The 26846-nt window shown below is 62.3% G+C and carries 28 protein-coding genes and 1 pseudogene; 13 read left to right on the top strand and 16 right to left on the bottom strand.

Annotated features, from left to right (window positions below):
* Positions 1–63 precede the first annotated feature (63 nt).
* The 7 genes from TZ03_RS01410 to TZ03_RS01380 form a co-directional block, all read right to left on the bottom strand.
* Positions 64–1080 carry a YeiH family protein gene (locus TZ03_RS01410; protein WP_051095280.1) on the bottom strand — a complete coding sequence of 339 codons (1017 nt, stop codon included), beginning with the start codon at positions 1078–1080 and terminating at the stop codon, positions 64–66.
* A complete protein-coding gene (locus TZ03_RS01405; protein ID WP_051095278.1) occupies positions 1077–1403 on the bottom strand; it encodes a Rieske (2Fe-2S) protein in 327 nt (108 codons plus the stop codon). Before TZ03_RS01405 ends, TZ03_RS01410 begins: the two co-directional genes overlap by 4 nt.
* Complete coding sequence (locus TZ03_RS01400; RefSeq protein WP_051095276.1) at positions 1400–2053, bottom strand: DsbA family oxidoreductase; 654 nt, start codon at positions 2051–2053, stop codon at positions 1400–1402. Before TZ03_RS01400 ends, TZ03_RS01405 begins: the two co-directional genes overlap by 4 nt.
* Entirely contained in the window at positions 2050–3366 is a 1317-nt protein-coding gene (locus TZ03_RS01395; RefSeq protein ID WP_051095274.1) for an MFS transporter, read from the bottom strand. The genes TZ03_RS01400 and TZ03_RS01395 overlap by 4 nt, the downstream gene beginning before the upstream one ends.
* Before the next feature lie 148 nt (positions 3367–3514).
* A complete protein-coding gene (locus tag TZ03_RS01390) occupies positions 3515–4567 on the bottom strand; it encodes a 3-keto-5-aminohexanoate cleavage protein (protein ID WP_051095272.1) in 1053 nt (350 codons plus the stop codon).
* A 54-nt stretch (positions 4568–4621) separates the two neighbouring features.
* Positions 4622–5470, bottom strand: coding sequence for a TauD/TfdA dioxygenase family protein (locus TZ03_RS01385; RefSeq protein ID WP_051095270.1), 849 nt, complete (start codon positions 5468–5470; stop codon positions 4622–4624).
* Between the two features lie 13 nt (positions 5471–5483).
* Positions 5484–6464, bottom strand: coding sequence for a quinone oxidoreductase family protein (locus TZ03_RS01380; RefSeq protein ID WP_051095268.1), 981 nt, complete (start codon positions 6462–6464; stop codon positions 5484–5486).
* Positions 6465–6691: 227 nt separating this feature from the next.
* Here TZ03_RS01380 and TZ03_RS01375 point away from each other — a divergent pair, with 227 nt between their 5' ends.
* Positions 6692–6898 (top strand): hypothetical protein, encoded by a 207-nt coding sequence (locus TZ03_RS01375; RefSeq protein ID WP_051095266.1) that lies wholly within the window; start codon positions 6692–6694, stop codon positions 6896–6898.
* A 12-nt stretch (positions 6899–6910) separates the two neighbouring features.
* On the opposite strand, the gene TZ03_RS01370 is transcribed toward TZ03_RS01375, so the two are convergent.
* The 3 genes from TZ03_RS01370 to TZ03_RS01360 form a co-directional block, all read right to left on the bottom strand.
* Entirely contained in the window at positions 6911–7270 is a 360-nt protein-coding gene (locus tag TZ03_RS01370) for a hypothetical protein (RefSeq protein WP_051095264.1), read from the bottom strand.
* A gap of 325 nt (positions 7271–7595) precedes the next feature.
* Positions 7596–7907, bottom strand: a complete 312-nt coding sequence (locus tag TZ03_RS01365) for a hypothetical protein (protein ID WP_051095262.1) — start codon at positions 7905–7907, stop codon at positions 7596–7598.
* Positions 7908–8068: 161 nt separating this feature from the next.
* Positions 8069–8401 (bottom strand): hypothetical protein, encoded by a 333-nt coding sequence (locus TZ03_RS01360; protein ID WP_236692751.1) that lies wholly within the window; start codon positions 8399–8401, stop codon positions 8069–8071.
* A gap of 411 nt (positions 8402–8812) precedes the next feature.
* On the opposite strand from TZ03_RS01360, the gene nhaA reads away from it, so the two are divergent.
* Positions 8813–10168, top strand: a complete 1356-nt coding sequence (gene nhaA, locus TZ03_RS01350) for a Na+/H+ antiporter NhaA (RefSeq protein ID WP_051095256.1) — start codon at positions 8813–8815, stop codon at positions 10166–10168.
* An 82-nt stretch (positions 10169–10250) separates the two neighbouring features.
* Here nhaA and ykgO read toward each other — a convergent pair whose 3' ends face one another.
* Together ykgO and dksA are read right to left on the bottom strand one after the other, a co-directional pair.
* On the bottom strand, positions 10251–10397 hold the full coding sequence (gene ykgO, locus TZ03_RS01345) for a type B 50S ribosomal protein L36 (RefSeq protein ID WP_051095424.1): 147 nt from the start codon (positions 10395–10397) through the stop codon (positions 10251–10253).
* A 65-nt stretch (positions 10398–10462) separates the two neighbouring features.
* Positions 10463–10867, bottom strand: coding sequence for an RNA polymerase-binding protein DksA (dksA, locus tag TZ03_RS01340; protein ID WP_051095423.1), 405 nt, complete (start codon positions 10865–10867; stop codon positions 10463–10465).
* 270 nt (positions 10868–11137) lie between these two features.
* Between dksA and folE2 the strand changes: the two genes are divergently transcribed.
* Entirely contained in the window at positions 11138–12046 is a 909-nt protein-coding gene (gene folE2 / locus TZ03_RS01335) for a GTP cyclohydrolase FolE2 (protein ID WP_051095254.1), read from the top strand.
* Positions 12047–12141: 95 nt separating this feature from the next.
* Here the strand turns inward: folE2 and TZ03_RS01330 are convergent, their stop codons facing one another.
* Entirely contained in the window at positions 12142–12399 is a 258-nt protein-coding gene (locus TZ03_RS01330; RefSeq protein ID WP_051095252.1) for a type B 50S ribosomal protein L31, read from the bottom strand.
* 532 nt (positions 12400–12931) lie between these two features.
* Between TZ03_RS01330 and TZ03_RS01325 the strand changes: the two genes are divergently transcribed.
* Entirely contained in the window at positions 12932–13168 is a 237-nt protein-coding gene (locus TZ03_RS01325; RefSeq protein ID WP_051095250.1) for a hypothetical protein, read from the top strand.
* Between the two features lie 102 nt (positions 13169–13270).
* Here the strand turns inward: TZ03_RS01325 and TZ03_RS01320 are convergent, their stop codons facing one another.
* The gene (locus tag TZ03_RS01320) at positions 13271–13570 is read right to left on the bottom strand and encodes a hypothetical protein (RefSeq protein WP_051095248.1); all 300 of its coding nucleotides are present in this window, start codon (positions 13568–13570) and stop codon (positions 13271–13273) included.
* 158 nt (positions 13571–13728) lie between these two features.
* On the opposite strand from TZ03_RS01320, the pseudogene TZ03_RS31375 reads away from it, so the two are divergent.
* The 3 genes and pseudogenes from TZ03_RS31375 to TZ03_RS01310 form a co-directional block, all read left to right on the top strand.
* A pseudogene (locus TZ03_RS31375) lies at positions 13729–14044 on the top strand (site-specific integrase); the annotation flags it as partial.
* Between the two features lie 20 nt (positions 14045–14064).
* A complete protein-coding gene (locus tag TZ03_RS01315; protein ID WP_051095246.1) occupies positions 14065–15651 on the top strand; it encodes an ABC-F family ATPase in 1587 nt (528 codons plus the stop codon).
* Between the two features lie 226 nt (positions 15652–15877).
* Positions 15878–17071, top strand: a complete 1194-nt coding sequence (locus tag TZ03_RS01310; protein ID WP_051095244.1) for an MFS transporter — start codon at positions 15878–15880, stop codon at positions 17069–17071.
* Here TZ03_RS01310 and TZ03_RS01305 read toward each other — a convergent pair.
* The gene (locus TZ03_RS01305; protein ID WP_051095242.1) at positions 17033–18079 is read right to left on the bottom strand and encodes an alpha/beta hydrolase family protein; all 1047 of its coding nucleotides are present in this window, start codon (positions 18077–18079) and stop codon (positions 17033–17035) included. The two genes, TZ03_RS01310 and TZ03_RS01305, sit on opposite strands and share 39 nt — an antisense overlap.
* Positions 18080–18279: 200 nt before the next feature.
* Between TZ03_RS01305 and yghU the strand changes: the two genes are divergently transcribed.
* The 6 genes from yghU to TZ03_RS01275 all read left to right on the top strand — a co-directional run bounded on the left by yghU (position 18280) and on the right by TZ03_RS01275 (position 25554).
* Positions 18280–19119, top strand: a complete 840-nt coding sequence (gene yghU, locus TZ03_RS01300) for a glutathione-dependent disulfide-bond oxidoreductase (RefSeq protein ID WP_051095240.1) — start codon at positions 18280–18282, stop codon at positions 19117–19119.
* Between the two features lie 140 nt (positions 19120–19259).
* The gene (locus tag TZ03_RS01295) at positions 19260–20963 is read left to right on the top strand and encodes an amidase (RefSeq protein ID WP_051095239.1); all 1704 of its coding nucleotides are present in this window, start codon (positions 19260–19262) and stop codon (positions 20961–20963) included.
* A 290-nt stretch (positions 20964–21253) separates the two neighbouring features.
* Complete coding sequence (locus TZ03_RS01290) at positions 21254–21928, top strand: transcriptional regulator (RefSeq protein ID WP_051095238.1); 675 nt, start codon at positions 21254–21256, stop codon at positions 21926–21928.
* Positions 21925–22842 (top strand): pyridoxal-phosphate dependent enzyme, encoded by a 918-nt coding sequence (locus TZ03_RS01285; RefSeq protein ID WP_051095237.1) that lies wholly within the window; start codon positions 21925–21927, stop codon positions 22840–22842. Before TZ03_RS01290 ends, TZ03_RS01285 begins: the two co-directional genes overlap by 4 nt.
* A gap of 338 nt (positions 22843–23180) precedes the next feature.
* Positions 23181–24278 carry a carboxynorspermidine decarboxylase gene (gene nspC / locus TZ03_RS01280; protein ID WP_051095236.1) on the top strand — a complete coding sequence of 366 codons (1098 nt, stop codon included), beginning with the start codon at positions 23181–23183 and terminating at the stop codon, positions 24276–24278.
* Between the two features lie 31 nt (positions 24279–24309).
* On the top strand, positions 24310–25554 hold the full coding sequence (locus tag TZ03_RS01275; RefSeq protein WP_016394970.1) for a saccharopine dehydrogenase family protein: 1245 nt from the start codon (positions 24310–24312) through the stop codon (positions 25552–25554).
* A 230-nt stretch (positions 25555–25784) separates the two neighbouring features.
* Here the strand turns inward: TZ03_RS01275 and TZ03_RS01270 are convergent, their stop codons facing one another.
* Positions 25785–26831 carry a class I SAM-dependent methyltransferase gene (locus TZ03_RS01270; protein WP_051095235.1) on the bottom strand — a complete coding sequence of 349 codons (1047 nt, stop codon included), beginning with the start codon at positions 26829–26831 and terminating at the stop codon, positions 25785–25787.
* Between the last annotated feature and the right edge of the window lie 15 nt (positions 26832–26846).

Here is a 26846-nt window from a genome sequence, read left to right as displayed (position 1 = left end):
TGTGATGTTTGTGAGATCGAGCGCCGCGCGGGCGGCGCTCGATCTCACAGGCGCCACAAAGCCTCAAGCCGAACCTACCCAATGCATCAACGCCAACACCAGCAACACCAGAAACACACTTTCGCCCACCATCAACGCAATGGGTTTGAGCCCGACCGAAGCCAGTGCCTTGAGCTGGGTCTTCATACCCAAGGCACCGATCGCCACCACCAGGCAACCACGCGACAGCTCATTGATACCGCCCTGCACCGCCGCTGGCACCCAGCCCGTGCTATTGACGCACGCCAGCAGCACGAAGCCGACCGCGAACCAGGGCAGCAATGGCGGCCGCTGGCCGCCGGCTTCCAGGCCCTGCCGGCGGGTGATCATTGCCGCACAGACGATCACCGGCAGCAGCATGGCCACTCGCATCAGCTTGACCACCGTGGCGATGTCGCCGGTCTCGGTGGACATGCTGTAGCCCGCCCCTACTACCTGCGCCACATCATGGATGGTCGCGCCCAGAAAGACCCCAGCCTGCGTGGGCGACAGATGCAGCCATTGGGCAATCATCGGATAGAGGATCATCGCCAAGGTCGACAGCGCCGACACACCGATCACGGTGAACAGCGTTGCATGCTCCTTGCGCGGGTGCTGGGGCAAGGCGGCCGCCAATGCCAGCGCAGCCGAGGCACCGCAAATGGCCGTGGCACCGCCGGTAAGCATGCCGAACAAACGTGAAAAGCCCAGTGCCTTGGCCACCACCACCGAAACCAGGATGGTCACCACCACCAGGGCTACCACCAAGACCACGGGCTTCCAGCCCAGGCTGGCAATCTGGCTTAGTGTGATACGCATGCCCAGCAGCGCTACACCCAGCCGCAGTACGGTGCGGGCAGTGAATTCGATACCGGCCTTGCACGGGCCGTCGACCGCAAGAAAGTTCAGCGCCATCCCCAGCAGCAGGGCAAACAGCATGACCGGCGCAGCGTAATGCTCACTGAGGAAACTGGCGGCAGCGCCCACGATAAGGCTTACGGCTACCCCTGGGGCGAGGGTGCGGATGCGTTGATTGGCAGCGCTCAGCGTCAGTGTGTTCATTGCCCGGCCTCTTCGCTGTCGAAGACGATGAAGACCTGCCCGCCGTGCTGCTCGATCGGGTAGCTGGCTACCCTCAAGGCTTTGGAGTTGATCAGGTAGCCGCTGGCCAGGTCGAAGCGCAGGCCATGGGCGCAGCACTGGATCACCCGGCCTTCCAGGCGTCCACCACACAATGACGACCCCTGGTGCGGGCAACTGTCGTCGATGGCGTAAAGCGAATCGGCGACATTGAACAAGGCCACGCTGCGGCCCTCGCAGGTCAACAGCACCCGGCCATCGCGCTCCGGCACCTGGTTGGGCGCCAATGGGATACGCCGGCTCATGCTTGTTCCGCCTCTCGCAAGGCTTCGGTCATGGCCGCGAACAACGCCTCGGCAGGCTGCGCCCCGGCAATCAGCGGCCCCTGGTTGAAGCGGTACCGCGGCACGGCGCTGCCTGCACGCCCTGCCCCTTCGAGGAATGGGCTGCCATCATCACGCAGGCAGTCGATGACCTGTGCGGCCTCCAGCCCGCAACCCTGGGCGATGCCAAGCAAGGTGGCGCTATCACCCAGGTCGCGTCCCTGGTGGAAGTAGGCAATGAACAGGCGGGCCAGCAAATCTTCCAGTTGCCGGGCTGTGAGCAGGCCGCCGGCCCGTTGCACCAGCCGGTGGGCATTACCAGTGTTGGGCATGCGGCGAATGCGCGAAAAATCGATATCCTCGCCCACCACGACGGCGGCGGCACGCACTTGGTCCTGTCGCTCGCGCACCGCCTGTTCGCTGCCCAGGCGTTGCCGGTAGAAGGTATTGAAAGGCACTCCCTCGGCAGGCAAGCCCGGCAGCAACTGCACGCCCCGCCAGTGTACATGCACCTGTACCTGTGGCTGCTCGCGTTGCAACCGCAACAGGGCAGCCTGCAGGTGCCGCTGGCCAATCAGGCACCAGGGGCAGACGAAATCGAAGAACACCTCGACGGACAACAGCTGTTTCACGGTTTCAACTCCTGGGGTACGTTGGCATCGCCTTGTGCCGGCGTTTGCAGACGCTCCATGTCGCGGTGGTAATGACGTTTGGCGAGGAAAAACACGGCCGCCGCGCCGATGCTTATCAAAGGCACCAACTGGAAGGCGGCGTGCAGGCCGATCAGGTCGGAAACGCGCCCGGTAATCAACGGCCCGGTGGCTAGGCCCAGCAGGTTGTTGGCCAGGGTCAGGGTTGCGAACGCCGTGCCATGTACCGAGGCATGGGTGAGGTTGGCGACCATGGCGCTGGACGGGCCGTTGGTGCCCGCGGCGATCATCATGCCCAGGCAGATCAGCACCAGCTGCGCGCTACCGGCCGGCAGCGCGAAGGCGATGGACAACAGCACGCAGCTACCCAGGCAGTAGGCGATGGCCAGGCTGATCTTGCGGTCTGGGCGCTGGCGCCCAAGGCGGTCACACAGCATCGCGCAGAGGATCATGCCAACGCCGCTGCACAACACGATGATGGCGGCGATCGCCCCGGCCCGGTCGGTGCTCATGGCGTAGTAACGGTTCAGGTAGCTGGGCATCCACACGATCACGGTGCCACCGACGAACAGCTGCAGGCCGCTGCCGATATAGGCGGCGATGACCGAACGGCTGCTGTAGAGGGTTCGCAATGGCCGGCTGGCCTTGCCCTGCACTTGCTGCGCGCACTTGGGCGCAATACGCGCTTCCTTGACGATCAGCGGGTACAGCGCAGCCAGCACCAGGCCGAACAGCGCCATGCCGGCGAACGCCCAGCGCCAACCCAAGTGCTGGGCCAGCACACCGCCCAGGGCCATGCCCAGCACAGAGCCGAACATGCCGCCAGCCATGAACGCACCGGCCAGCGTCGAACGCATGTCACGGGGGAACACGGCGACCACCACGGCGATGCCGACACTACCGTAGGCAGCCTCGCCGACCCCGACCAGGAAACGCGCGATGAACATCTGCGGGTAGTTCTCTGCCACGGCGCAGCCAAGGGTGGCCAGGCTCCACAGCACCGCCATCAGTACCAGGCTGCGGACGCGGCCGAAGCGGTCGGCCAGCAGCGACAATGGGAAGGTCAGCAGGCCGACCATCAGCGCGACGATACCGCTGAGCAGGCCGAGCTGGCTGTCGCTCAATGCCCATTCGGCCTTGAGCAGCGGGAACACGGCATTGAGCACCTGGCGCGACATGTAATCGGAGATCAACAGGCCAAAGGTCAGGGCGAAGACCACCCAGGCATAGCGCCGGGGGATGCTGTGGGCTATGTCAGCGCCTTCATCTGTGGCGCTGGCGAGATAGGTGGCCATGCTGCCTCCTTGGGTGTGGGGCTTGAGTGTTGTTTTTGTTGTTATGGGGAACAGCCAGAACTCATGTTGCTCTTGTCGCCTCTTCGCGGGCTCGCCCGCTCCCACAGGGACTGTGGGGCGAGCCCGCGAAGAGGCCAGCCCTGCTTTATCAGGCGCGTTGCGGCACACCTTTCTCACCCGGCTGGCGATTCGGCGCCATGCCATTGGCTTTGAGGGTTTGCTCGATGCTTTGGTACTGCTGGCCAATACGGTAAATGGCGCGCGCTTCCTTGCCGCTGGCAATCTCGCGGCCCAGCTCGTGGGCCACGCGCACGGTCTGCTGGATCTGCTGCACCGAGGTAAAACGCTTGCCGTGCTGGTCGATGATGGTGTCTTCGTTGCCGCAGCGCGGGTGCAGGCCCATGGCCAGGGCCATGGTGTTGAACGGCAGCACGTTCTTGAGCAGCGATTCGGCGGTCAGGGTGCAGCCATCTGGCGCGCGGTGGATGAAGTTGAAGAAGTTGAACGGGTTGGGGCCATCGAAGCCGCCACCGATGCCGATCCAGGTCAGGTTCAGCGGGCCCATGTAGTCACCCCGGCGGACGATGCGTTCGAGGGTTTCCAGGGCATGCATGCCGGTCAGCTGGAAATGCGGCTGGATATTGCTTGCCTGCAGGCGGCGCAGGTGCTCACGGACCCAGGCCGGGCCGGCTGGCACGGTCATCTCGCTGTAGGCGGCATGGATCGCAGGGCTGGCCAGCGAGGTGCCTTCCAGGTACTCCGGGTACAGCAACTCCATGATGTTCATCTGCGTGGTGTTGATGGCCACGGTCACCTGGTCGGGGCACGGCGTCAGCTCGGCAAGCATGTGCCGGGTGTCGTCCGACAGCCATTTGGCCGCCTCGCCTTCGCTTTCTGGCGCGAAGGAAATCGACCCGCCCACCTGGATGATCATGTCCGGTACCGCTTCGCGCACCCCGGCGATCAGCTCGTTGAACTTGGACAGGCGCTTGGAGCCCTTGCCATCCAGCTCACGTACGTGCAGGTGCAGCACGGTGGCACCTGCCTCGTAGCAATCGACGGCTTTTTGCACCTGCTCGTCCATGGTCAGGGGAATGTCTTCGGGAAAGTCTTCGGGCATCCACTCCGGGCCATAGGGCGCCACGGTGATCACCACCTTTTCCATGTTTTCCGGGTGCAACGAATCGTCGAAGAATTGCATGCTGTGGTCCTCGCTATTGTTATTGTGCGGTTGCCGCCAACGCTGGCGACCTCCTCAGAACGTGCGGCTGCCCTTGATCCCGGCGCGCTCCATCTTGCGGTGGCACGGCGGGTAGTCCATGACGGCGTAATGCTGGGTACTGCGGTTGTCCCAGATCGCCACGCTGTTGGGCTTCCAGCGCCAGCGCACCTGGTATTCGGGCAGGTAGGCCTGGCTGATCAGGTAGCGCAGCAGGTCGGCGGCGCCGGGGTTGGCGTCCTGGCCGAAACGCACCCGCTGCGGGGTGTGGTAGTTGCTGAAGTGGGTGGTGAAGGCATTGACGAACAGCACCTGCTCGCCGGTTTCCGGGTGGGTGCGCACCACCGGGTGCTCGGCATCGGGGAACTGCGCCTTCAGCGCCAGGCGCTTTTCCAGTGGCATGGCGGCGCCAAAGCTGGCCTCGATGCTGTGACGGGCGCGCAAACCTTCGATCTTGGCTTTCACATCGCCTGGCAGGTTTTCATAGGCCAGCACCATGTTCGCCCACATGGTGTCGCCGCCCACCGGTGGGCATTCGATGCAGCGCAGCACGCAGCCCATGGGCGGCGCCTCGCGCCAGGTGGCGTCGGTGTGCCAGGCATTCTCATAGCGATCGTTGGGTTGGTCCGGGCGCTTGTAGATCTGCACAAGGCCCGGGTGCTCCGGGTCGCTGCCGGCCACCGGGTGGTCCTCCAGTTCGCCGAAGCGGCGGGCGAAGGCCACGTGCTCGGCACGGCTGAAGTGCTGGTCGCGCAGGAATAACACACGGCGCTGGAGCAACTGTTCGCGCAACTGAGCGAACAGGTCGTCGTCGTTGATCGCATCGGCCAGATTGACCCCACTCACCTCGGCACCGATCGCGCAGGTCAGTTGTTCGATGTGCATGCTGTTGTCCTCTTCAGATGACGAAGATCGACGAGCCAGTAGTCCTGCGGGCTTCCAGGTCGCGGTGGGCCTGGACGGTATCCTGCAAGGCGTAGTGCTGGTTGATCTCGATACGGATGCGCCCGCTGCTGACGTGGTCGAACAACTCGCCGGCCAGGTCGGCCTTTTCTGCCGGGTCGGCGATGAAGTCGGCCAAGGCTGGGCGGGTGAGCTGCAGCGAGCCCTTGATCGCCAGTAATTGCGGGTCGAACGGCGGTATGGTGCCCGATGCCGTACCCACGCAAACCATCAGGCCGCGGCGCTTGAGCGAGTCGAGCGAGCCCATGAAGGTGTTCTTGCCGACGCTGTCGAACACCACATTCACCCCTACTCCGTCGGTCAACTCACGCACGCGGGTAGCCACGTCCTCGACGCTGTAGTTGATGATGTGGTTGCAGCCATGGGCGCGCGCCACTTCGGCCTTGGCCTCGGTGGACACAGTGCCGATCACGTTCAGCCCCAACAGCCGGGCCCATTGCGCGACGATCAGGCCAACGCCGCCAGCGGCAGCATGCAGCAGCAGGCTGTCGCCGGGCTTGAAATCATAGAGTCGGCGAAGCAGGTAGGCAGAGGTCAGGCCGCGCATGGTCATGGCGGCGGCGGTTTCGAAAGCGATGGTTTCCGGTAGTTTGATCAGCGCTGCGGCGGAGATCAGGCGCTCGGTGCAATAGGCCCCCAGCGTATTCAGGAAGCCGGTGTAGGTAACCCGATCGCCGACCGCCACCTGGGTTACACCCTCGCCCACCGCTTGCACCACGCCGGCAGCTTCCACGCCGATACCGTTGGGCAACGGGATCGGATAGGTGCCATTGCGGAAATAGGTGTCGGCGTAGTTCAGGCCTACCGCCACCTGGCGCAAACGCACCTGACCCGGGCCGGGCTCACCGACCTCGGTGTCCTCGTAGCGCAATACCTCGGGGCCGCCGGTCTGCTGGAAACGTACGACTTTGGACATGCTTGTCTCTCCAATCATCGATCTGGACGCCAGGCGTCAGTTCTGGGTGATTGGACTGTATGCCCTTGGTGTGCAGGGTGCTTCGCATCGGACGACAGCGGGTTTTCATTTGATGACAGCGCGGTCATCACCCCCGTTGTTCACGAAGCTGTTTTCTTCATGAACCTGCTTGATGCTTATCTGCGGCCAGACTAATACTTAAGTCTCTGCCTGGGGAGGCACGAAACATGCAACCGAGATTCGTTATCGTTCCCGCTGTGCCGATCGAAAAGGAGTCGTTCCGCGTGGGTAGCCGCTATTACGCCGCTACCGTTTGCGGGGGGTTCGACATTTACGACAACCAAGCCAAAGAACGGCTCAAGCCCAGTTATCCGAGCAAGACGGATGCGCAGGTGCAGTGCGAACAACTGAACAAGCGCGGTGAGGCTGGGTAAGGGGCTACTGACTCAGTCCAGACATTGCCTGGCAGCTTCGCGCAGTTTGTCGCCAGACAGGAAGCTGCCTTTATAGAAGGTCGCGCGGCTGCCCTCACCAGAGTCGACCACGTCCAGCACATCGTCGGATGCCACAGCGCTAGGTGCCGTCAATCGGTAGCCGTGGGCAATCGACTTCTGCGTGGCCTTTGGCGCCAGCGCTTGCCACTTGGGCAGTACACAGGCTGCGTACTGCTGGGGCGACTTGTGGGTCAGTTTGCTGGCCGTGGGTTTGCCAGGGGTTGCGCAGCCGGCAACACTGGTAACTAACACGAAGGCGAGAAAGATACGAAAAGTAGGCATTTGCAATTGGCCGTTGAGGATACGCTGCATTCTAGCGAGGGTTGCGAGCCGATACTAATCAACCAAGGTCTTGCCTGCACTGTTTGGCTCGGTGTCCTCAGCGATCTTGATAACAGCGACCGCCTTGCGCCAAGCGCTTTGGGCAAAATAATTGCTCCGCGCACATTGGGTCCAGGGCGTGGCTTTACCCAAACCCGGGGTCACGGCCTGGCACCCCGATACAGCATGATGGCGACCACATCGAGCACCAGTACGGCCGCGACAAAGAGGAACATGAAGTAGTGATCTTCCGGCAGCATTGCTGTGTCCCCCAAATAGACCGGTTTTCAGGGGGCGAGCAATTACTGTTCCAGTGTTAGCTGAACTTGAGTTTGGCCACCTTGCTCAACGCCCATCCACTGAATACATAGAACGCATCCAGATAGAAACGGCCTTCGTAACTGGGTAGCGGCTCGCGCTTCAACAGCAACTCGGGCATATCGGGCGAAGGGGGAAACAGGGCATAGAAGCCGTTGGGCAACACGGCCAGTGCAATGAGCAGCAGGTAGGTCACAGCCCGTAGCATGGTGGCGCGGTTATAGGATTGCTCAGCCCACTTCAAGCCGAAGTAGGCAATCAGGCCGGCGACCGGCAACAGCCAGAAATGCGTCGGGATTCCAATGAACATTTCGGCGACAACGCTTCTTGCTTCCACCCAGGTGCTCTCCTTTCAAATGGGCGGATTATTGCGGGCGGGGCCGGCAAATGCAAAAGGCGCCGATATTGGTGCTGCTTGCTACGCAGCCCATCGCGACACAAGGCCGCTCATCGACTGCGTAGCCCGGTCGATCATGCTTTTGCACACATCAGCGCCGCATCCAACAACCTGCCGTGGTCGTACCAGGCATCGCGTTGATAGGCAGTGAACTGGTGATCGCTTCCCGTACCCCGCAGCTCGACGAGACCATCCGCCTTGTTGGGGTCGGTGCTGTCGATGAACAGTCTGACCGAATTATCGCCATCAACCTGGTAGGTTTTCACATTCCCTTGAAGTTCACCTTTGACGCATCCCAGGTACGCTGTCGGGCTTTTCTCCGTGGTGCCAGACGTATAGTCATGGCCGTCACGCACATCAGGGTTTTGTGCGCAGCCTGCCATGAACATTGTGGCAAAAGCGGACATGAGTATTGCACCTGCTACCGATCTTGAGCTCTTCACGCGACACGCTCCTGCGGCCCCATCGAGAACTTGGGAAAGTGTTGCCAAGCAGAATGCCCTTTTTTGATTGTTCGCCTATGGTACTGCCCAATGTCGGCAGAGCAATATTCTTGTTCGCTATATCCGTTTCACGACGTTGGCCATGACCTGACCAAGCCTTGGGCGGCCTCGATGTCCGCCTCGACTGACCCGTGGTTCGAAGACACCTGCATCCTGTGCGCCACACGGCCGAAGTGCGTGATTCTGATGACCAAGCTCCACTTTCATCTGAGGATGGTTGTTCGGTAGACTACGGGCGGGTGTCAGCTGCATAGTGCAGTGAGGCAGGTTAAAGAACAGCGCAGGTCGGGCCGCCATGCGGGAGTACTTGCGCCTATGCATAACAAGGAATTGCCTCGCGCCCAGGAACTGGCCGAGCGTGCCTTCGCCAACCTTGAACGCTTTTTGCACATTGAAGCGGTCAGCGGCATTGTTCTACTGATTGCCGCTGTTGCTGCACTGATCTGGGCGAATTCCCCGGCTGCCGACAGCTATGACGCCCTTTGGCATACCCCGCTGACGATCGGCGTGGGTTCGCTGGTCTATTCGCAGTCCCTGCATTTCTGGATCAATGATGGCTTGATGACCATCTTCTTCCTGGTCGTGGGCATGGAGATCCGCCGCGAGATCCACGAGGGCGCACTGTCCAGCCTGCGCCAAGCCACGCTACCCATGGCAGCCGCCGTCGGCGGGGTAGTTGTGCCCGCACTCCTCTACCTGGGTTTTGGCCACGCGCCGGCCGATCAACAAGGCTGGGCCGTACCGACCGCTACCGATATCGCCTTTGCGGTTGGTGTATTGGCCCTGCTCGGCAAGTCGATCCCGTCGAACGTCCGTGTGTTTCTGCTGGCTCTGGCGATCATCGATGACATCATCGCGGTGCTGATCATCGCATTTTTCTATTCGGGTGGCCTCGATTACAACGGTTTCGCCGTTGCCGTGATCGGCCTGCTAATGGTGATCGGGCTGCAGAAGATCGGTGTAGGTTCTGCCTATGCTTATATCATTCCTGGCGCGGTTACCTGGCTGGGCATTTTGATGACCGGCGCCCACCCGACCCTCGCTGGCGTTGTGCTGGGGCTGATGACACCTGTGCGCGCAATGCCGATGCGTGAGCGCCCACTGGATGCAATTACCCGTTTCACCGGAGAGTTGCTGGGACGTGCCAAGGCACCTGGGCAGGATGCCAGCGAGCTGATGGACCCTTTGAAACGCCTGCGCTTGGCCCAGCGCGAACTGGTGCCGCCGGTGGTGCGCATGCAAGGTACCCTGCACCCCTGGGTAGCCTTCGGCATCATGCCGGTGTTTGCCTTGGCCAATGCCGGGGTAAGCCTTTCGGGTGTCGATCTGTCCGCTGAGGGCCCCCAGTGGGTAATGATCGCCGTCGCTGTAGCGCTGGTAGCTGGCAAACCCTTGGGCATCGTCAGCATCAGTTGGCTGATGGTGCGTTTGGGCTGGTGCGCACTTCCCGCAGGGGTCAACTGGCGCAGCATTACCCTGATCGGGCTGCTGGCCGGCATCGGCTTCACCATGTCGATCTTCATCGCCAATCTCGCTTTCGTCGACCCTGGCTCACTAGGGGCAGCCAAACTCGGCGTGCTATCCGCCTCGGTGATAGCGGCCGCGCTTGGCTTGACCTGGGGTGCGTGGGGCATACGAAGAGCACGGTCTGCTACCAAAGCAACCACCTGACAGGGCTTGATGTTGGTGCCGCAGAGAACAACGCAATGGCAACGCCAATGATGTAATCAGGGCAATGCAGGCGGCACGCCGATTAACCGCGCTTCTTCTTCACCCCTCCCTGGCGCGCCTTGAACCGTGGGTTGGATTTGCAGATTACGTAGATCCGCCCACGTCGCTTGACGACTTGACAGTCGCGGTGACGAAGCTTGGCCTGCTTGAGCGATGACAATACTTGCATGATGATCTCCATTTACGTAATAACATAACATTAACGCAAATCATTCCCATTCCGCAATTACAAGATCAGCCATCGCGCATGTGCCGCTCATGCCGCTCCTGGCGTTCCTTGGCCTCAACGCACAGGGTTGCCGTCGGCCTCAACAGCAAACGCCTGAGGCCTATCGGTTCGCCAGTTTGCTTGCACCAGCCATATTCCCCACGGGCGACGCGCTCCAAGGCTTCGTCAATCTTGTCCAGCAGTTTCTTCTCCCGCTCCAGCAGCCTCAGTTGCCACTGGCGGTGCTCCTCTGCCGTGCCGATGTCGGAAGGGTCGCTGGTGGGCTCGAAGTCACGGATCACTTCGAACTCCTCAGCGATTCGTTGCTGAAGTTCCTTGCGCTGGGCATGCAGCAGTTCACGGAAGAACGCTTGCTGCGCGGCGTCCATGTAAGCGTCTTCAGGTTGGGATAGCAGCTCTTGTTCTGTCATTGCAGGTGCGCTCAGGTCAATGAAAGGGGATGGCGCTTGCTCAAGGGCAAGAAACATGATTTGGAATCTGCCTTAAATGTTATGTTATAACACGCCAATGCGCACGGGACAGCTTGGCAACGGACGAGGCGGCACTGCGTGAACGCTTCGATGCCTGTCTGCTGGCCCAGGGCCTGAACGGCCGGGTGAAGTTCGCAAATCCCTGCCCTGGCTGGAATTGATACTTACGGCCTTCTCTTAGCCGAAGGCTCTTACCATTGGATAGACACGATGAGTTCAGCATTACCCGACGTCTCCGTCACAGACCTGGCCTCCAGCTTCAGCCCGCTGCAATGGGTCGGCATGCAAGGTATCGACCTGCCAATACGGATCGAGGAATCGACCTACCTTCGCGAAGTGCACGCACGGGCGGATGTCCAGGTCGACCTGCCGGCGCCCCACGTCAAAGGCATTCACATGTCCAGGCTGTATCGGCTGCTGGACGCCTGGGGCCAGGCTGCCGCGGTTTCACCGGCGAACCTCTTTCAGTTGCTGCAGGAGATGATCGACAGCCACCAGGACTGCGCTAGCCGCAATGCCCGATTGCGCCTCGATTTCGACCTGCTGGTTCGTCGTCCGGCACTGGTTACCGATGGCCTCTCTGGCTGGAAGTCCTATCCTGTTCATCTACTCGCTTCGAAGGTAGGCGGTACGCTGAACCTGAGCATCGAGGTCAAGATCGGCTACTCGTCTACCTGCCCTTGCTCGGCCGCCCTCTCTCGACAACTGATCGAAGATGGCTTTCTGCAAACCTTCAAGGGGCAACCCCTGCTCGAAGCGAGCGCAGTGGCGCAATGGCTGCGCAGCAACGCTTCGCTGGCCACGCCGCACAGCCAACGCAGCGAAGCACGGGTGCGTGTTGCCGTGCCTGTGGATGCCCCGGGCCTGGGGCTGCTGGCGCTGATCGACAAGGTCGAAGGCGCCTTGCGCACGCCGGTGCAGACCGCGGTGAAACGGGCGGACGAACAGGCTTTCGCAGCACTCAACGGCCAGAACCTGATGTTCGTGGAGGACGCTGCGCGGCGCATCCAGGCCAGCCTGCATGAGTACCGCGACACCCAGGTCCACGTTCGCCACCTGGAAAGCCTGCACCCGCACGATGCGTCGGCCTGGTCCGTCCCCCAGGCCCCGGCGCACTAGCGCATGATCCTGCCTTGAACGCCTCTGGCGGCCTGCCTCACGGGCCGCAGACTCCAGAGTGCGTAATGCTAGGCCTCTTCACGCGCAACAAACGCTTACGGCTTGCCAGCAAACCCGGAAAAGCGCTTGTTGAAGTTGGCGATGCGCCCTTCGGTCTTGGTCTGGCGCTGTTGGCCGGTATACACCGGATGCGAGGCGCTCGACACGTCCAGTTGAACGTATGGGTAAGACTTGCCATCCGTGTGCTGGTAGGTCCGGTCGGTTTCGGCCGTTGAGCCGATGAGGAAAAAGACGTTCGTCGAGGTGTCGTGGAACAGGACAGGACGGTAGTCGGGGTGGATGCCAGGTTTCATGAGAGTATCCGTTAGGTTATAAAATAACATTTCAATAGTAACGCGAAGCATTTGTATCTGCAACGCAGGCAAGCCAACCCTCTTGCGCCATTGCGTTATGCTCCAAGCCACCCTACCGATGGCCGAAACGGGGCCCGTGGCCTAATGCCACTAAGGCTTAACTGACTGGCATTAGCCCGTGGCCCAACAAAGTCTGTTCAGTTCATTGACTTTCCTGGGTGAGCCGCACCACGAATAGCACAACTGCGCCTGACCCGCCTCCAGCCGGCAAGGGCTGGAGGCGGCAATTCTACTGCTCGGCCAAAGCCTGTGTGAGGGGCTGCCGAGCGCTATGCGCAAACTGCTTTGTACTTCTGCCAGCGACGGAATGACCTCCTCGACAAGGGGTTCACCTTCCATGCTGTCAGTTGTCGCCCGACGCAAGTCGCCACGACGCCTGCGCTGTCCACCCATCCACCCTGGACGGAAACCCAGTAACTGGCCCGCCAGCGGGCATAGTAGGTTGCAGTTGACCCCTTTCAAGGAGCGACGCATGACCATTCGCAGCTTGGCGAAAAACCTGCCTCCAGATCCCGACAAGGAAGGCTGGGTGCTTGGGTGGGGCGTGCTACGGGATAGGCATCCATGGCACTTTGTCGACGTCTATGCCGACCAGAAGACAGCAAAGGCAGAAGCGGAACGCCGCGGTGATGGCTACGTTGTGGAGTACGGCTCTCACCGCCTTGGCTCGAATGAATTCCTGTGCGGTATCACTCCGCCTGAGGGCTGAGCAGCACGCGCGAGTGCCCCGAATACCTCGAGCTGGACGAGCCGGCAGAGAGCTGCGAGATATGCGATGGCCAGGGCGAACCAGCTGTAACCCCTCTCCCCTCTATTTCGAAGCAGCGAGGCGGTCAGCGGCAGGAACACCTTCGGTTGCTATACGGCGAGCGCGGCCCACGCCCCAGACCAGCGCCCTCGTCATCGATTCGCCAGGGCGAGAATCGAAAGCCTCTTCATGGAGGGGCATCCCGCTGGCTGCGTATATCCCAATGAACATCTGGGTGTTACCTGTGCGCGACAGCCGCACCTGGACATCAATGAAGGTGCCGTCACTCAGCGTTTCGTCATGAGTGCGATGGTGCAAAGTGGGGTCTGCCCAATCCCAAAAAACATCACCGCGAATTCTCATGCCGTTCTCCTACGACTTTAGTTGTAGTTAGGTGTTGTATTGCCACCATAGCGAATACCCAGTTTTACGCAAATCTGCCGACCTCGTCTGTGATCTGAATCAGACAATCGGTGATCCCCCCTCTCCCCTCTATTCACTGCCGCGATGTGGCGGCCAAGGAATCGCCGTTAGTCTTCCCGCCCGGAAGAATGGGGAGCACGTCAAGCAGACGTCGGATCCGCATCACCAATGGCGGCCGATCCTGAAAGGTTTGGGGATCAGGTACCACCCCCGTATAACTGCCGCCACACCTATGCGACAATATGCTTAATGTCTGGTCTCAACCCCGCATTTATCGCCCAACAGCTCGGGCATAGCGTGCAGATGCTCTTATCGACTTATGCGCGCTGGATTAACTCGTCTAACGACTGGCAGGAGCTGGAAAAGCTCCAGATTGGTCCGAAATTGGTCCGTAGCTGCGAAGAAGCCACGTAAGTTATTGATAGGTAAGCTCCTTGATCTCCACCGCCAACATCACCATGCAGTTCGGCTCCAAGCCGCTGTTCGAAAACGTTTCTGTAAAATTCAACAACGGCAACCGCTACGGCCTGATCGGCGCCAACGGTTGCGGTAAGTCGACCTTCATGAAAATCCTCGGTGGTGACCTGGAGCCGTCCGCAGGCCAGGTCATGCTCGAACCGAACACCCGCCTGGGCAAGCTGCGCCAGGACCAGTTCGCCTACGAGGAATTCACCGTGATCGACACGGTGATCATGGGCCACGGCCAGCTGTGGAAGGTCAAGGCCGAGCGCGACCGTATCTATTCGCTACCGGAAATGACCGAGGAAGACGGCATGGCCGTCGCCGAGCTGGAAACCGAGTTCGCCGAGATGGACGGCTACACCGCCGAATCCCGCGCCGGTGAACTGCTGCTGGGCCTGGGTATCCCGCTGGAACAGCACTTCGGCCCGATGAGCGAAGTGGCACCCGGCTGGAAACTGCGTGTACTGCTGGCCCAGGCGCTGTTCTCGGACCCGGACGTGCTGCTGCTCGACGAGCCGACCAACCACCTGGACATCAACACCATCCGCTGGCTGGAAAGCATCCTCACCGCGCGTAACAGCACCATGGTGATCATTTCCCACGACCGCCACTTCCTCAACAGTGTCTGCACCCACATGGCTGACCTGGACTACGGCGAGCTGCGCGTGTTCCCAGGCAACTACGACGAATACATGACCGCCGCCACCCAGGCACGCGAGCAGCTGCTGTCGGACAACGCCAAGAAGAAAGCCCAGATCGCCGAGCTGCAGACCTTCGTCAGCCGCTTCTCGGCCAACGCCTCCAAGGCCAAGCAGGCCACCTCCCGGGCCAAGCAGATCGACAAGATCCAGCTGGCCGAGGTCAAGCCGTCAAGCCGGGTGAGCCCGTTCATCCGCTTCGAGCAGACCAAGAAGCTGCACCGCCAGGCGGTCACCGTCGAGAAGATGGCCAAGGCCTTTGACGACAAGGTGCTGTTCAAGAACCTCGGTTTTACCATCGAGGCTGGCGAGCGCGTGGCCATCATTGGCCCCAACGGCATCGGCAAGACCACCCTGCTGCGCACCCTGGTCGGGGAAATGACCCCGGACAAGGGTGAAGTGAAGTGGACCGACAGCGCCGAAGTGGGCTACTACGCCCAGGACCACGCCCACGACTTCGAAGATGACATGACCCTGTTCGACTGGATGGGCCAGTGGACTTCCGGCGAGCAGGTGATCCGCGGCACCCTCGGGCGCATGCTGTTCTCCAACGACGAGATCCTCAAGTCGGTGAAGGTGATTTCCGGGGGTGAGCAAGGCCGCATGCTGTTCGGCAAGCTGATCCTGCAGAAGCCGAACGTGCTGGTGATGGACGAGCCAACCAACCACCTGGACATGGAATCGATCGAGGCGCTGAACCTGGCGCTGGAAAACTACCCGGGCACCCTGCTGTTCGTCAGCCACGACCGCGAGTTCGTGTCGTCGCTGGCCACCCGCATTATCGAGCTGTCGGCAGATGGTGTGGTGGACTTCAGCGGCACCTATGACGATTACCTGCGCAGCCAGGGCGTGCTGGTCTGATTTGAAGGATAAGGCCTGGCCATTTGCAGTGGCTGGGCCGGCCTCTTCGCGGGTAAACCCGCTCCCACAGGTATCGCATGTGTGGGAGCGGGTTTACCCGCGAAGAACCCACCACCATTCCCACAGGCTGGCACTGTCCGACGAATAATTCGTTAGCCTGCTTTCATTTCCTTCGCGCAACGGCCATGATGGAACCACGCCCAACCGCCCGCCCGCGAAAGAGCCCATGACCGCGCAACAACCCGCCCCCGCCAGCAACACGCTGCACATCACCCTGCAGATTCTGTCGATCGTTTTCTATACGTTCATTGCCTTCCTCTGCATCGGCCTGCCGATTGCGGTACTGCCCAGCTATGTGCACGACCAACTGGGCTTTGGCGCTGTGATCGCCGGGGTGACCATCGGCCTGCAGTACCTGGCCACCCTGCTCAGTCGCCCGTTTGCCGGGAAGGTGGCAGATACCTTGGGCGGCAAGCAGGCCATCCGCTTCGGCCTGCTGGGGATTGCCGCTTGCGGAATATTGACGCTGCTGTCGGCCTGGACCCTGACAATACCGCTGTTGAGCCTGGCGCTGTTGCTCGGCGGGCGTTTGCTGCTGGGCATCGCCCAAGGGCTGATCGGTGTGGCCACCTTGAGCTGGGGCATCAGCCAGGTCGGCCCCGAGCATACCGCCAGAGTGATCTCGTGGAACGGTATCGCCTCCTATGGCGCCATCGCCATCGGCGCACCACTAGGTGTACTGGCCGTGGACGGGCTGGACTTCAGTGTACTGGGGCCGGCCTTGCTGGTGCTGGCGCTTGTTGCCCTGCTGGTGTTGCGCAAACGCCCCGAGGTGGTGGTGGTACGCGGCGAGCGCCTGCCCTTCTGGTCGGCGTTCGGCCGGGTCGCGCCGTGCGGCTTGGGCCTGACCCTGGCCTCGATCGGCTACGGCACCCTGACCACCTTCGTCACCCTGTATTACCTGGAGCGAGGCTGGGCTGGCGCGGCCTGGTGCCTGAGCTCCTTTGGCGTGTGCTTCATCATTTCGCGGCTGCTGTTCGTCAATGCGGTCAACCGTTTTGGTGGCTACAACGTCGCCGTCGCCTGCATGGCCACCGAAGTGCTCGGCCTGAGCCTGCTATGGCTGGCACCCTCGCCGCCCTGGGCCCTGGTTGGCGCCGGGCTGACCGGGTTCGGGCTGTCGCTGGTGTATCCGGCGCTGGGCGTCGAGGCGATCAAGCAGGTACCCAGCAGCAGCCGTGGCGCGGGGCTGGGCGCCTATGCGGTGTTCTTCGACATGGCGTTGGCCATCGCCGGGCCGGTGATGGGCGCGGTGGCCGTGCACCTGGGCTATGCCTCGATCTTCTGTGTAGCGGCAATGCTCGCCCTGGCCGGGGTGGGCCTAACGCTGTTGCTGGCGCGGCGCGCTGGTCGCGGCTGATCGCTCGGCCGGCTGTGGTGCACCCAGGGCCTGGCTGAAGAATACTGCCGTTTCGCGTTGCAGCGAGCGATGGATATGCCGGCGGTCCACACCTTCGGCGTCCTTGCACAGCACCGGCATGCGCGCGTACTGCTCAGCGTCGCAATGGGCCATGAACACGAAGTGCCCGGCACCGGCCAACAGGCGGTAGTTCGGCGTGACGGGCAGCTTGCGGGCCAGGGCTTGGGCGTTACGGTCCACGGCCACCAGTTGGTCACTGTCGCCGCTGTAGATCAGCGCCGGCACTTGCACCCCGGCCAACGCATGGCGCCCGAACAGCAGGCTCAGCGGCGCCATCAGCATCACCGCCCCCACCCGCTGATCGGCCTCAGGCGCCAGCTCGCTACGGTCGGCAATCAGTACACCGTGGGTCTTGCAGGCGTCGGCGTCGTTCGGGCGCTCCAGGCAATACTGGCGCAGGCGGTCCAGGTCAGGACGCGCGCCAGACAAGATCAACGCGGTTTCGCCACCGGCCGAGTAGCCAATTACCCCCACTTTGCCGTCGCTCAGGTAGGGCGCCAGCAAGGCATCATCACGGGCAGCCGTGATTGCCGCGCTGAGCTGCAGCGGCCGACCATAGAGGTTGCTGAGGGTGCCCAGGCGACTGTGGTCACGGGCGTTGTCCCCCGGGTGCACCACCGCCACCACGACAAAGCCCTGGCGCGCCAGCGCCGTGGCCAGGTAATGCAAGGCCAGCGGGCTGCCGGTATTGCCGTGGGACAGTACCAGTAACGGGAACTGGCCCAACGCCACTGGCGCTTCTTCAGCCACGTCTATCGGGTAGTCGTCCATACGGCTGCTGCGGGTTTTGCCAATGGCCGGGTAAAACGCCAGGGCCTGCATGGGGCGGGCATCGACCGGGTCGGCTAGGGTCATGTGGTGCAAGCCGGCATCCCATGGCGCGGCCTCGGCATGGACCAGCAGGCCGCCGAACAGGGCCAGTGCCAATAAGCGACGTGGGATATTCATCGGCCAGCGGTTCCTGGCAGGGCGAAGAGATAGTCCAGCATAAGACCGGCCTGGCCTGCGTCAGATGAAAACTGGATGAAACCGTGGCCATGCACTTCGTGCTCGCGCCCTATGCATTTGCGCTTTTCGCCGAACCCGTGGCATAGATGCAGGTCCACCTGGTTAGGTGACCGTTTCGCGCCATTGAAGGAGATTCATGCATGAGCAAGCCCGCCTACGTGCCACCCAAGGTCTGGCGCAACGACGCAGCATCCGGCGGCCAGTTCGCCAGCATCAACCGCCCGGTTGCCGGCCCGACCCATGACAAGCAACTGCCGCTGGGCAAGCACCCGCTGCAGCTGTACTCGCTGGCCACGCCCAATGGCGTCAAGGTCACCATTGCCCTTGAAGAACTGCTTGCCCTGGGCCACGCCGGCGCCGATTACGACGCCTGGCTGATCCGCATCGGCGAGGGCGACCAGTTTTCCAGCGGCTTCGTCCAGGTCAACCCCAACTCGAAGATCCCCGCCCTGCTCGACCGCAGCGTCGAGCCTCCGGTGCGGGTGTTCGAGTCGGGCTCGATCCTGCTGTACCTGGCGGAGAAGTTCGGCGCCCTGCTGCCCAAATCGCCGGCTGCGCGCACCGAGACCCTGAACTGGCTGTTCTGGCAGATGGGCGCGGCGCCTTACCTGGGCGGTGGCTTCGGCCACTTCTATGTGTATGCGCCGGAAAAATTCGAGTACGCGATCAACCGCTTCACCATGGAAACCAAGCGCCAACTAGATGTGCTCGACCGCCGCCTGGCCGCAAGCCGCTACCTGGGTGGCGAGGAATACAGCATCGCCGATATCGCCGTATGGCCGTGGTATGGCCAGCTGGTGCGCGGCAACCTGTATGACGCGGCCGAGTTCCTGGCGGTGGATGAATACCCCAATGTACAGCGCTGGGCCGAGGAAATTGCCCTGCGTCCGGCGGTGCAACGCGGCACCCGGGTGAACCGCACCTGGGGGGATGAAGACAGCCAAGTGCCGGAGCGACATGCGGCGGCGGACCTGGACTAAGCCACGATCGGGGCCGCTGTGCGGCCCCAACAATGCCCGCCTGCATAAAACCATTTGCCCCCGCGCAAACCTGCGCCCGCCAAGCCCTTCTTGTACACTCCTCGCATTAGCCCCTACCTGCACATTTTTTTGGTGAACGCATGATCGAGGTAACCGAGGTTTCCATTGCCGAGCTGCGCGACGCACTCGAGTCGGGTCGCACGACGGCGGTCGAGTTGGTCAAAGCCTACCTGGCGCGCATCGACGCCTACGATGGCGCCGACACTGCCACCGCCCTGAACGCCGTAGTGGTGCGCAACCCAGAAGCGCTCAAGGAGGCCGAAGCCTCCGACGCCCGCCGTGCCAAAGGCCAGGTACTGAGCCCGCTGGACGGCATCCCCTATACCGCCAAGGACAGCTATCTGGTCAAAGGCCTGACCGCCGCCTCCGGCAGCCCGGCATTCAAGGACCTGGTGGCCCAGCGCGACGCCTTCACCATCGAACGCCTGCGCGCCGCCGGCGCCGTGTGCCTGGGCAAGACCAACATGCCGCCCATGGCCAACGGCGGCATGCAGCGCGGCGTTTACGGCCGCGCCGAAAGCCCGTACAACGCCAATTACCTGACCGCGCCATTCGCTTCCGGCTCCTCCAACGGCGCCGGTACCGCCACTGCCGCCAGCTTTAGTGCCTTCGGCCTGGCCGAGGAAACCTGGTCCAGCGGCCGTGGCCCGGCATCCAACAATGGCCTGTGCGCCTACACCCCTTCGCGCGGGGTGATCTCGGTCCGTGGCAACTGGCCGCTGACACCGACCATGGACGTAGTGGTGCCTTATGCCCGCACCATGGCCGACCTGCTGGAGATCCTCGACGTGGTGGTGGCCGATGACGCCGACAAGCGCGGCGACCTGTGGCGCCTGCAACCCTGGGTGCCGATCCCAGCCGCCTCGGCAGTGCGCCCGGATTCGTACCTGGACCTGGCGGTGGACGCCAGCGCGCTCAAGGGCAAGCGCTTTGGCGTACCACGCATGTACATCAATGCCGATGCCGAGGCCGGTACTTCGGAAAAACCAGGCATCGGCGGCCCGACTGGCCAGCGCATCAACACCCGTGCCACGGTGATCGACCTGTGGCAGCAGGCGCGCCAGGCCCTGGAGGCGGCCGGTGCCGAAGTACTGGAAGTGGACTTCCCGCTGGTGTCCAACTGCGAAGGCGACCGCCCCGGCGCACCGACCGTGTACAACCGTGGCATCGTCAGCAAGGAGTTCCTGCATGACGAATTGTGGGAACTGTCGGGCTGGGGCTTCGACGACTTCCTGCGTGCCAACGGCGACCCCAAGCTCAACCGCCTGGCCGATGTCGATGGCCCGCAAATCTTCCCCCACGACCCAGGCACCCTGCCCAACCGTGAGGATGACCTGGCCGCCGGCATGGACGAATACGTCAACATGGCCAAACGCGGCTTGAAGACCTGGGACCAGATCGAGACCTTGCCCGACGGCCTGCGCGGCCTGGAAAAGACCCGCAAGATGGACCTGGAAGACTGGATGGACGACCTGGGCCTGGACGCGGTGCTGTTCCCGACCGTGGCCGATGTAGGCCCGGCCGATGCCGACGTCAACCCAGCCTCGGCGGACATCGCCTGGAGCAACGGTATCTGGGTGGCCAACGGCAACCTGGCGATCCGTCACCTGGGTGTGCCGACCGTGACCGTGCCGATGGGCGTCATGGCCGATATCGGTATGCCGGTGGGGCTGACCTTCGCCGGCCGGGCCTACAGTGACAATGCGCTGCTGAGCTTCGGTGCGGCCTTTGAAGCCACCGGATCGCGGCGGATGATCCCGCCACGTACGCCAGCGCTGGGCTAAGAATTGGGGCTGCTGCGCAGCCCATCGCCGGCAAGCCAGCTCCCACAAGTACTCCACAATTCTCAACGATAGTGGAGAACCTATGGGAGACTCCATGGTTTCTGGCAAGGGCATCAGGGTTGCCGGGTGCTCGCCACAGGCGCCGCATATCTTGTGGCAAACACCTGTCAGCCCTGATGCAATCCCTGTGGGAGCTGGCTTGCCGGCGATAGGGCCAGTGGCCCCACCCAAGATCGCAAAATTCAACTTTATGTGTAAAAATACACAAAAAGTTGATTTTGTGTTCTACCATGCCCATCACCCCTAGCGAAGAACGCCAGCTCACCCTCACCGTCCTCAAGGCCGCCATCCAGGCCTTGGGCAGCGTCGCCGCGCGTAACATGGAAATCCTCCTGCACGACCTCGACCACCCCGAGCACTCCGTGGTGGCGATCGTCAACGGCCACCTTTCCGGCCGCAGCATCGGCAGCCCGATCCTCGCCGCCCCGGAACAGGACCAGGGCTTCAAGGCGCTGATGCAGGCCTCGGCCGACCAGCAAGGCTCCGCGCCGGTAGTGCTGCCCGACTACCCCACCATGCTCAAGGGCCGCACCCTGCGCAGCGCCACGGCGATCTTCCGTGACAGCAGCGGCCACCCCTTCGCCAGCCTCTGCGTCAACACCGATGTCACCGACCTGGACGCCGCCATGCGCTTTCTCCAACAGCTCCAGCCGCTGGGGGCCGCGCCTGCCGTCAGTGAACCCGCTGACATGGAGCTGCTGATGAGCGAGATCATCCAGGCCTCCCTGCAGCGCAGTGGCCAGGGTCGGATGAACAAGCAGGCCAAGGTCGAGGCCGTGCGGGTGATGCAGGAACGCGGCCTGTTCATCGTCAAGGGTGGCGTGGAAAAGGCGGCCAGCGCCCTGGGGGTGACTCGCTACACCATTTACAACTACCTTGAACAACTGCGCGGAGCCAGCCAATGACCTTGCATATCCATACCCCCCTGATCGAATCCCGCCCGTTGTCGCTGGCCGCCGGCCGCAACGTCTGGCTCAAGCTCGATGCCCTGCAACCCTGCGGCTCGTTCAAGCTGCGCGGGGTGGGCCATGCCTGCGAAGTGCACCATGGCCGTGGCGCACGTCATTTTGTTTCTTCCTCCGGGGGTAATGCCGGCCTGGCGGTGGCCTATGCCGGGCGCAAACTGGGTGTGCCAGTGACCGTGGTAGTGCCCGAGACCACCACTGAACGGGCCAAGGAGTTGCTGCGCCTGGAGGATGCCAAGGTGGTGGTGCACGGTAGCTCCTGGCAAGAAGCCAACGAACTGGCACTGACCCTGGTAGGCCCTGGCGATGCTTTCATCCACCCGTTCGATGACCCGCTGCTGTGGGCTGGGCATGCCAGCCTGGTTGACGAAGTGGTAGCGGCTGGGTTCAAGCCTGATGCGGTAGTACTGTCGGTGGGCGGTGGTGGGCTGCTCAGCGGCGTGGTCGAGGGGCTGCAGCGCAATGGCTGGACAGATGTGCCGGTGCTGGCCGTGGAGACCTGCGGCGCTGCCTCGCTGCACGCCGCCATGCAAGCCGGGCACACGGTCGAACTGCAGCGCATTGCCTCGGTCGCCAGCTCGCTCGGTGCCAAGCGGGTGGCGGAACAGGCGCTGGCCTGCACGCATCAGCATCCGGTGCACAGCCACCTGGTCAGTGACCGCGCGGCACTGGAGGCCTGCGAGCGGTTCCTGCTGGACCACCGTGTGCTGGTCGAGCCAGCGTGTGGGGCAGCGCTGGCATTGGCCTATGATGCCAGCGCGCTGGGCAATTTCCAGAATGTGCTGGTAGTGGTTTGTGGCGGGGCTACGGCGACGCTGGAGCAGATTCAAGCGTGGCTGAAGCAGGTCGATTGAGGTTGGCTGTACCGGCCTCTTCGCGGGTGAACCCGCTCCCACAGGTACCCTCGTTGGCTTCGAATCCTGGTTGATCCTGTAGGTGCCGCAGGCATTGCACTGGCGTTGAAGCTGGCGCAGTGTCTGTGGGAGCGGGTTCACCCGCGAACACGGGCGCAGCCCGTGCATCCAACGCGCAAGGGTGTCACATACACCTGCTCTACTGAGCCCGCCGCAATCGAAAAAACCCTCGCACCGTCAGCAACCTGGACGAAATGCGTATCCCACCCTTTCGATCTGCGGCAAGTGAAGGCACAATGCGTGTCCTTTTTTTGGCCGGCCTGGCCGGGGGCCTTTAAATGATCAAGACGCCGTACTACCTCATCGATAAAACCAAGCTGCTGGGCAACATGGAGAAGATCGCCTACGTGCGCGAACACTCCGGTGCCAAGGCACTGCTCGCCCTCAAGTGCTTCGCCACCTGGTCGGTATTCGACCTGATGCAACAGTACATGGACGGCACCACCTCTTCGTCGCTGTACGAGCTCAAGCTCGGTCGCCAGAAGTTCGCCGGCGAAACCCACGCCTACAGCGTGGCCTGGGCCGACGATGAGGTCGAGGAAATGCTCGAGAACTGCGACAAGATCATCTTCAACTCGATCGGCCAGTTGCAGCGCTTCGCCGAACAGTCCGAAGGCAAAGTCCGTGGCCTGCGCGTCAACCCGCAGGTCAGCAGCTCCGACTACCTGCTGGCCGACCCGGCGCGCCCGTTCAGCCGCCTGGGCGAGTGGGACCCGGCAAAAATCGAGCAGGTGATCGAGCAGATCTCCGGCTTCATGTTCCACAACAACTGCGAGAACGGCGACTTCGGCCTGTTCGACAAGATGCTGACGCACATCGAAGAGCGCTTCGGCCACCTGCTGCACAAGGTCGAGTGGGTCAGCCTCGGTGGTGGCATCCACTTCACCGGAGAAGGCTACGCGCTGGACGCCTTCTGCGCGCGCCTGAAAGCCTTCTCGGAAACGTACGGCGTGCAGGTTTACCTGGAGCCGGGCGAAGCGGCGATCACCCAAAGCGCCTCGCTGGAAGTGACCGTGCTCGACACCCTGTACAACGGCAAGCACCTGGCGGTGGTCGACAGCTCGATCGAAGCGCACATGCTCGACCTGCTGATCTACCGCCTCAACGCCAAGATGGCCCCCAACGATGGCGAGCACACCTACATGGTCTGCGGCAAATCGTGCCTGGCCGGCGACATCTTCGGCGAGTACCAATTCGATCGTCCGCTGGCCATCGGCGATCGCCTGTCGTTCGTTGATGCGGCGGGTTACACCATGGTCAAGAAAAACTGGTTCAACGGTTTGAAGATGCCATCCATCGTGGTCAAGCAACTCGACGGCAGCGTCGAAGTGGTGCGCGAGTTCGGTTTCGAAGACTACGTTTCCAGCCTGTCGTAAGACCGGCTTTCAGTAAGGAGCAAGGGATAAATTGAAGAAGAACGTTCTTATCATTGGTGCAGGAGGTGTCGCCAAGGTGGTGGCCCACAAGTGCGCGCAGCATAACGACGAACTGGGTCGTATCGCTATTGCGTCACGGAACATCTCCAAATGCCAGGCCATCATCGACAGCGTCAAGGCCAAGGGTAGCCTCAAGGTACCCGCCGACATCCAGGCCTTTTCGCTCAATGCCCTCGATGTCGAGGCAACCAAGGCGCTGATCCGCGAAACCGAATCGCAGATCGTGATCAACGTTGGTTCCGCCTTCCTCAACATGTCGGTGCTGCGTGCCTGCATCGATACCGGTGTCGCCTACCTGGACACCGCCATCCACGAAGAGCCGGGCAAGATCTGCGAGACCCCGCCGTGGTACGGCAACTACGAGTGGAAACACCTCGAAGAGTGCCAACAAAAGAACATCACTGCCATTCTCGGCGTCGGTTTCGACCCGGGTGTGGTGAACAGCTACGCCAAGCTGGCGCAGCAACAGTATTTCGACAGCATTGACTCGATCGACATCCTCGACGTCAATGCCGGTTCGCATGGCAAGTACTTTGCCACCAACTTCGACCCGGAAATCAACTTCCGCGAGTTCACCGGGCAAGTATGGAGCTGGCAGAACAGCCAGTGGACCAGCAACACCATGTTCGAAGTCAAGCGTACCGATGACCTGCCAGTGGTAGGCTCGCAAAACCTGTACCTGACTGGTCACGACGAAGTTCACTCGATTTCGAAGAACCTCAATGTGCCGAACGTGCGCTTCTGGATGAGCTTCGGCGAGCACTATATCAATGTGTTCACCGTGCTGAAGAACCTGGGCCTGCTCAGCGAGCAACCGGTGAAAACCGCCGAAGGCCTTGAAGTTGTGCCGCTGAAAGTGGTCAAGGCCGTACTGCCGGACCCGGCCTCGCTGGCCCCTGGCTACACCGGCAAGACCTGCATCGGTGACCTGGTCAAAGGCACCAAGGATGGCCAGCCGCGCGAAGTGTTCATCTACAACGTGGCCGACCACGAAGAAGCCTACGCCGAGACCGACAGCCAAGGCATTTCCTACACCGCCGGTGTACCGCCAGTGGCAGCCGCCCTGCTGGTTGCCCGTGGCGAGTGGGATGCCAAGCGCATGGTCAACGTCGAGGAGCTGCCAGCCGAGCCGTTCCTCAAGGCGCTGGACGTGATGGGCCTGCCGACCCGTGTCAAGGATGAAAAAGGCGATCGTCCTTGGGACGCTGAAGCCTAAGCAGCAAGTCAGAGGGGGCGCCAACAAGGCACCCCCTCTGTTTTTGCAGGCCCGGCCTCTTCGCGGGTAAACCCGCTCCCACCTCGACCGCATAGGCCTCAAGCCTCTGTGCAGTACCTGTGGGAGCTGGCTTGCCAGCGATGAGGCCAGTCCAGGTAATAAAGACCGTTGCTCCGTAGTGCCCCTGTGGGAGCGGGTTCACCCGCGAAGAGGCCGCTACAGGCTTACCCCTATTTCCGGGCCTCCAGAATCAGGTTGAACGGCGTCTGGGTGGCCCGCCGGAAGCGGCTGAACCCCGCCTCCTCGAACACCGCCCGCAATCGCGCCTCCCCTGCCTGCGCGCCCAACCCCAGCCCTACCTCCTGCGACAACGAATTCGGCGTGCAGATGAACGTCGATGCCGCATAGAACAAGCGCCCAACCGGGGTCAGGTTGCCCTCCAGCGAATCCTCGGCATACGGTTCCACCAGCATCACCGTGCCGTCGGCCTTCAACGCACGGTAGGCGTGCCTGGCTGCCCCCACCGGGTCACCCATGTCGTGCAGGCAATCGAAGAAGCACACCAGGTCATGGCCATGCCCCGGGTATTCCTTGGCGCTGGCCTGCTGGAAGCTCACCCGCTCCGCCAACCCCGCCTCACGCGCCCGTTCATTGGCGGTGGCGATGGAAGGCCCGTGGTAGTCGTAACCAACGAAGGTGGACGCCGGAAACGCCTGGGCCATGACCAGCGTCGAAGCGCCATGCCCACAGCCGACATCCGCCACCTTGGCGCCCGCTTGCAACTTGGCCACTACACCCTCCAGCGCCGGTAGCCACTCAGCCACCAGGAAGGTGCGGTAACCCGGCCGGAAAAACCGTTCGGTGCCGCTGAACATGCATGGGTGGTGGTCACCCCAGGCCAGCCCGCCATCGCCGCGCATGGCCGCGACCAGCTTGTCCTTGTCATGGAACAGCGCCGCCACCACTGCCGCGCCGCCGGCCATGTAGGCCGGGGAATCCTCCAGCGCCAGGGCCATGGCCTGTTCTTCGGGCAGCACGAAACAGCCCTTGTCATGCACCATATAGCCCGATGCCGCCTGAGCGTTCAGCCATTCGCGCACCAGCCGCGGGTGGCAGCCGGTCTTTTCCGCCAGCGCCTCGGGGGTGGTCGGCTGGCTGTCGGCCATGGCCCGGTACAGCCCCAGCTCGTCGCCAAGAATCACATTGGCCAGGGTCGCCGCCGCGCCCATGTCGCCCACCAGTTTACCCATGAAGTCGTGAAGCCTTGCCTCGTCCATGACCTGCCCTCCTCT

This window comes from Pseudomonas sp. 10-1B (assembly GCF_000935045.1).
Classification (GTDB): Bacteria; Pseudomonadota; Gammaproteobacteria; order Pseudomonadales; family Pseudomonadaceae; genus Aquipseudomonas.
This window is presented reverse-complemented; position numbering and strand designations above follow the sequence as displayed.

Excerpts from the sequence above, each read along its gene's own strand:
- TZ03_RS01410 (WP_051095280.1), bottom strand. The coding sequence starts at position 1,080 with ATGAACACACTGACGCTGAGCGCTGCCAATCAACGCATCCGCACCCTC.
- TZ03_RS01405 (WP_051095278.1), bottom strand. The coding sequence starts at position 1,403 with ATGAGCCGGCGTATCCCATTGGCGCCCAACCAGGTGCCGGAGCGCGAT.
- TZ03_RS01395 (WP_051095274.1), bottom strand. The coding sequence starts at position 3,366 with ATGGCCACCTATCTCGCCAGCGCCACAGATGAAGGCGCTGACATAGCC.
- TZ03_RS01390 (WP_051095272.1), bottom strand. The coding sequence starts at position 4,567 with ATGCAATTCTTCGACGATTCGTTGCACCCGGAAAACATGGAAAAGGTG.
- TZ03_RS01385 (WP_051095270.1), bottom strand. The coding sequence starts at position 5,470 with ATGCACATCGAACAACTGACCTGCGCGATCGGTGCCGAGGTGAGTGGG.
- TZ03_RS01380 (WP_051095268.1), bottom strand. The coding sequence starts at position 6,464 with ATGTCCAAAGTCGTACGTTTCCAGCAGACCGGCGGCCCCGAGGTATTG.
- TZ03_RS01375 (WP_051095266.1), top strand. The coding sequence starts at position 6,692 with ATGCAACCGAGATTCGTTATCGTTCCCGCTGTGCCGATCGAAAAGGAG.
- TZ03_RS01370 (WP_051095264.1), bottom strand. The coding sequence starts at position 7,270 with ATGCAGCGTATCCTCAACGGCCAATTGCAAATGCCTACTTTTCGTATC.
- TZ03_RS01365 (WP_051095262.1), bottom strand. The coding sequence starts at position 7,907 with ATGTTCATTGGAATCCCGACGCATTTCTGGCTGTTGCCGGTCGCCGGC.
- TZ03_RS01360 (WP_236692751.1), bottom strand. The coding sequence starts at position 8,401 with ATGTCCGCTTTTGCCACAATGTTCATGGCAGGCTGCGCACAAAACCCT.
- nhaA (WP_051095256.1), top strand. The coding sequence starts at position 8,813 with ATGCATAACAAGGAATTGCCTCGCGCCCAGGAACTGGCCGAGCGTGCC.
- ykgO (WP_051095424.1), bottom strand. The coding sequence starts at position 10,397 with ATGCAAGTATTGTCATCGCTCAAGCAGGCCAAGCTTCGTCACCGCGAC.
- dksA (WP_051095423.1), bottom strand. The coding sequence starts at position 10,867 with ATGACAGAACAAGAGCTGCTATCCCAACCTGAAGACGCTTACATGGAC.
- folE2 (WP_051095254.1), top strand. The coding sequence starts at position 11,138 with ATGAGTTCAGCATTACCCGACGTCTCCGTCACAGACCTGGCCTCCAGC.
- TZ03_RS01330 (WP_051095252.1), bottom strand. The coding sequence starts at position 12,399 with ATGAAACCTGGCATCCACCCCGACTACCGTCCTGTCCTGTTCCACGAC.
- TZ03_RS01325 (WP_051095250.1), top strand. The coding sequence starts at position 12,932 with ATGACCATTCGCAGCTTGGCGAAAAACCTGCCTCCAGATCCCGACAAG.
- TZ03_RS01320 (WP_051095248.1), bottom strand. The coding sequence starts at position 13,570 with ATGAGAATTCGCGGTGATGTTTTTTGGGATTGGGCAGACCCCACTTTG.
- TZ03_RS01310 (WP_051095244.1), top strand. The coding sequence starts at position 15,878 with ATGACCGCGCAACAACCCGCCCCCGCCAGCAACACGCTGCACATCACC.
- TZ03_RS01305 (WP_051095242.1), bottom strand. The coding sequence starts at position 18,079 with ATGAATATCCCACGTCGCTTATTGGCACTGGCCCTGTTCGGCGGCCTG.
- yghU (WP_051095240.1), top strand. The coding sequence starts at position 18,280 with ATGAGCAAGCCCGCCTACGTGCCACCCAAGGTCTGGCGCAACGACGCA.
- TZ03_RS01295 (WP_051095239.1), top strand. The coding sequence starts at position 19,260 with ATGATCGAGGTAACCGAGGTTTCCATTGCCGAGCTGCGCGACGCACTC.
- TZ03_RS01290 (WP_051095238.1), top strand. The coding sequence starts at position 21,254 with ATGCCCATCACCCCTAGCGAAGAACGCCAGCTCACCCTCACCGTCCTC.
- TZ03_RS01285 (WP_051095237.1), top strand. The coding sequence starts at position 21,925 with ATGACCTTGCATATCCATACCCCCCTGATCGAATCCCGCCCGTTGTCG.
- nspC (WP_051095236.1), top strand. The coding sequence starts at position 23,181 with ATGATCAAGACGCCGTACTACCTCATCGATAAAACCAAGCTGCTGGGC.
- TZ03_RS01270 (WP_051095235.1), bottom strand. The coding sequence starts at position 26,831 with ATGGACGAGGCAAGGCTTCACGACTTCATGGGTAAACTGGTGGGCGAC.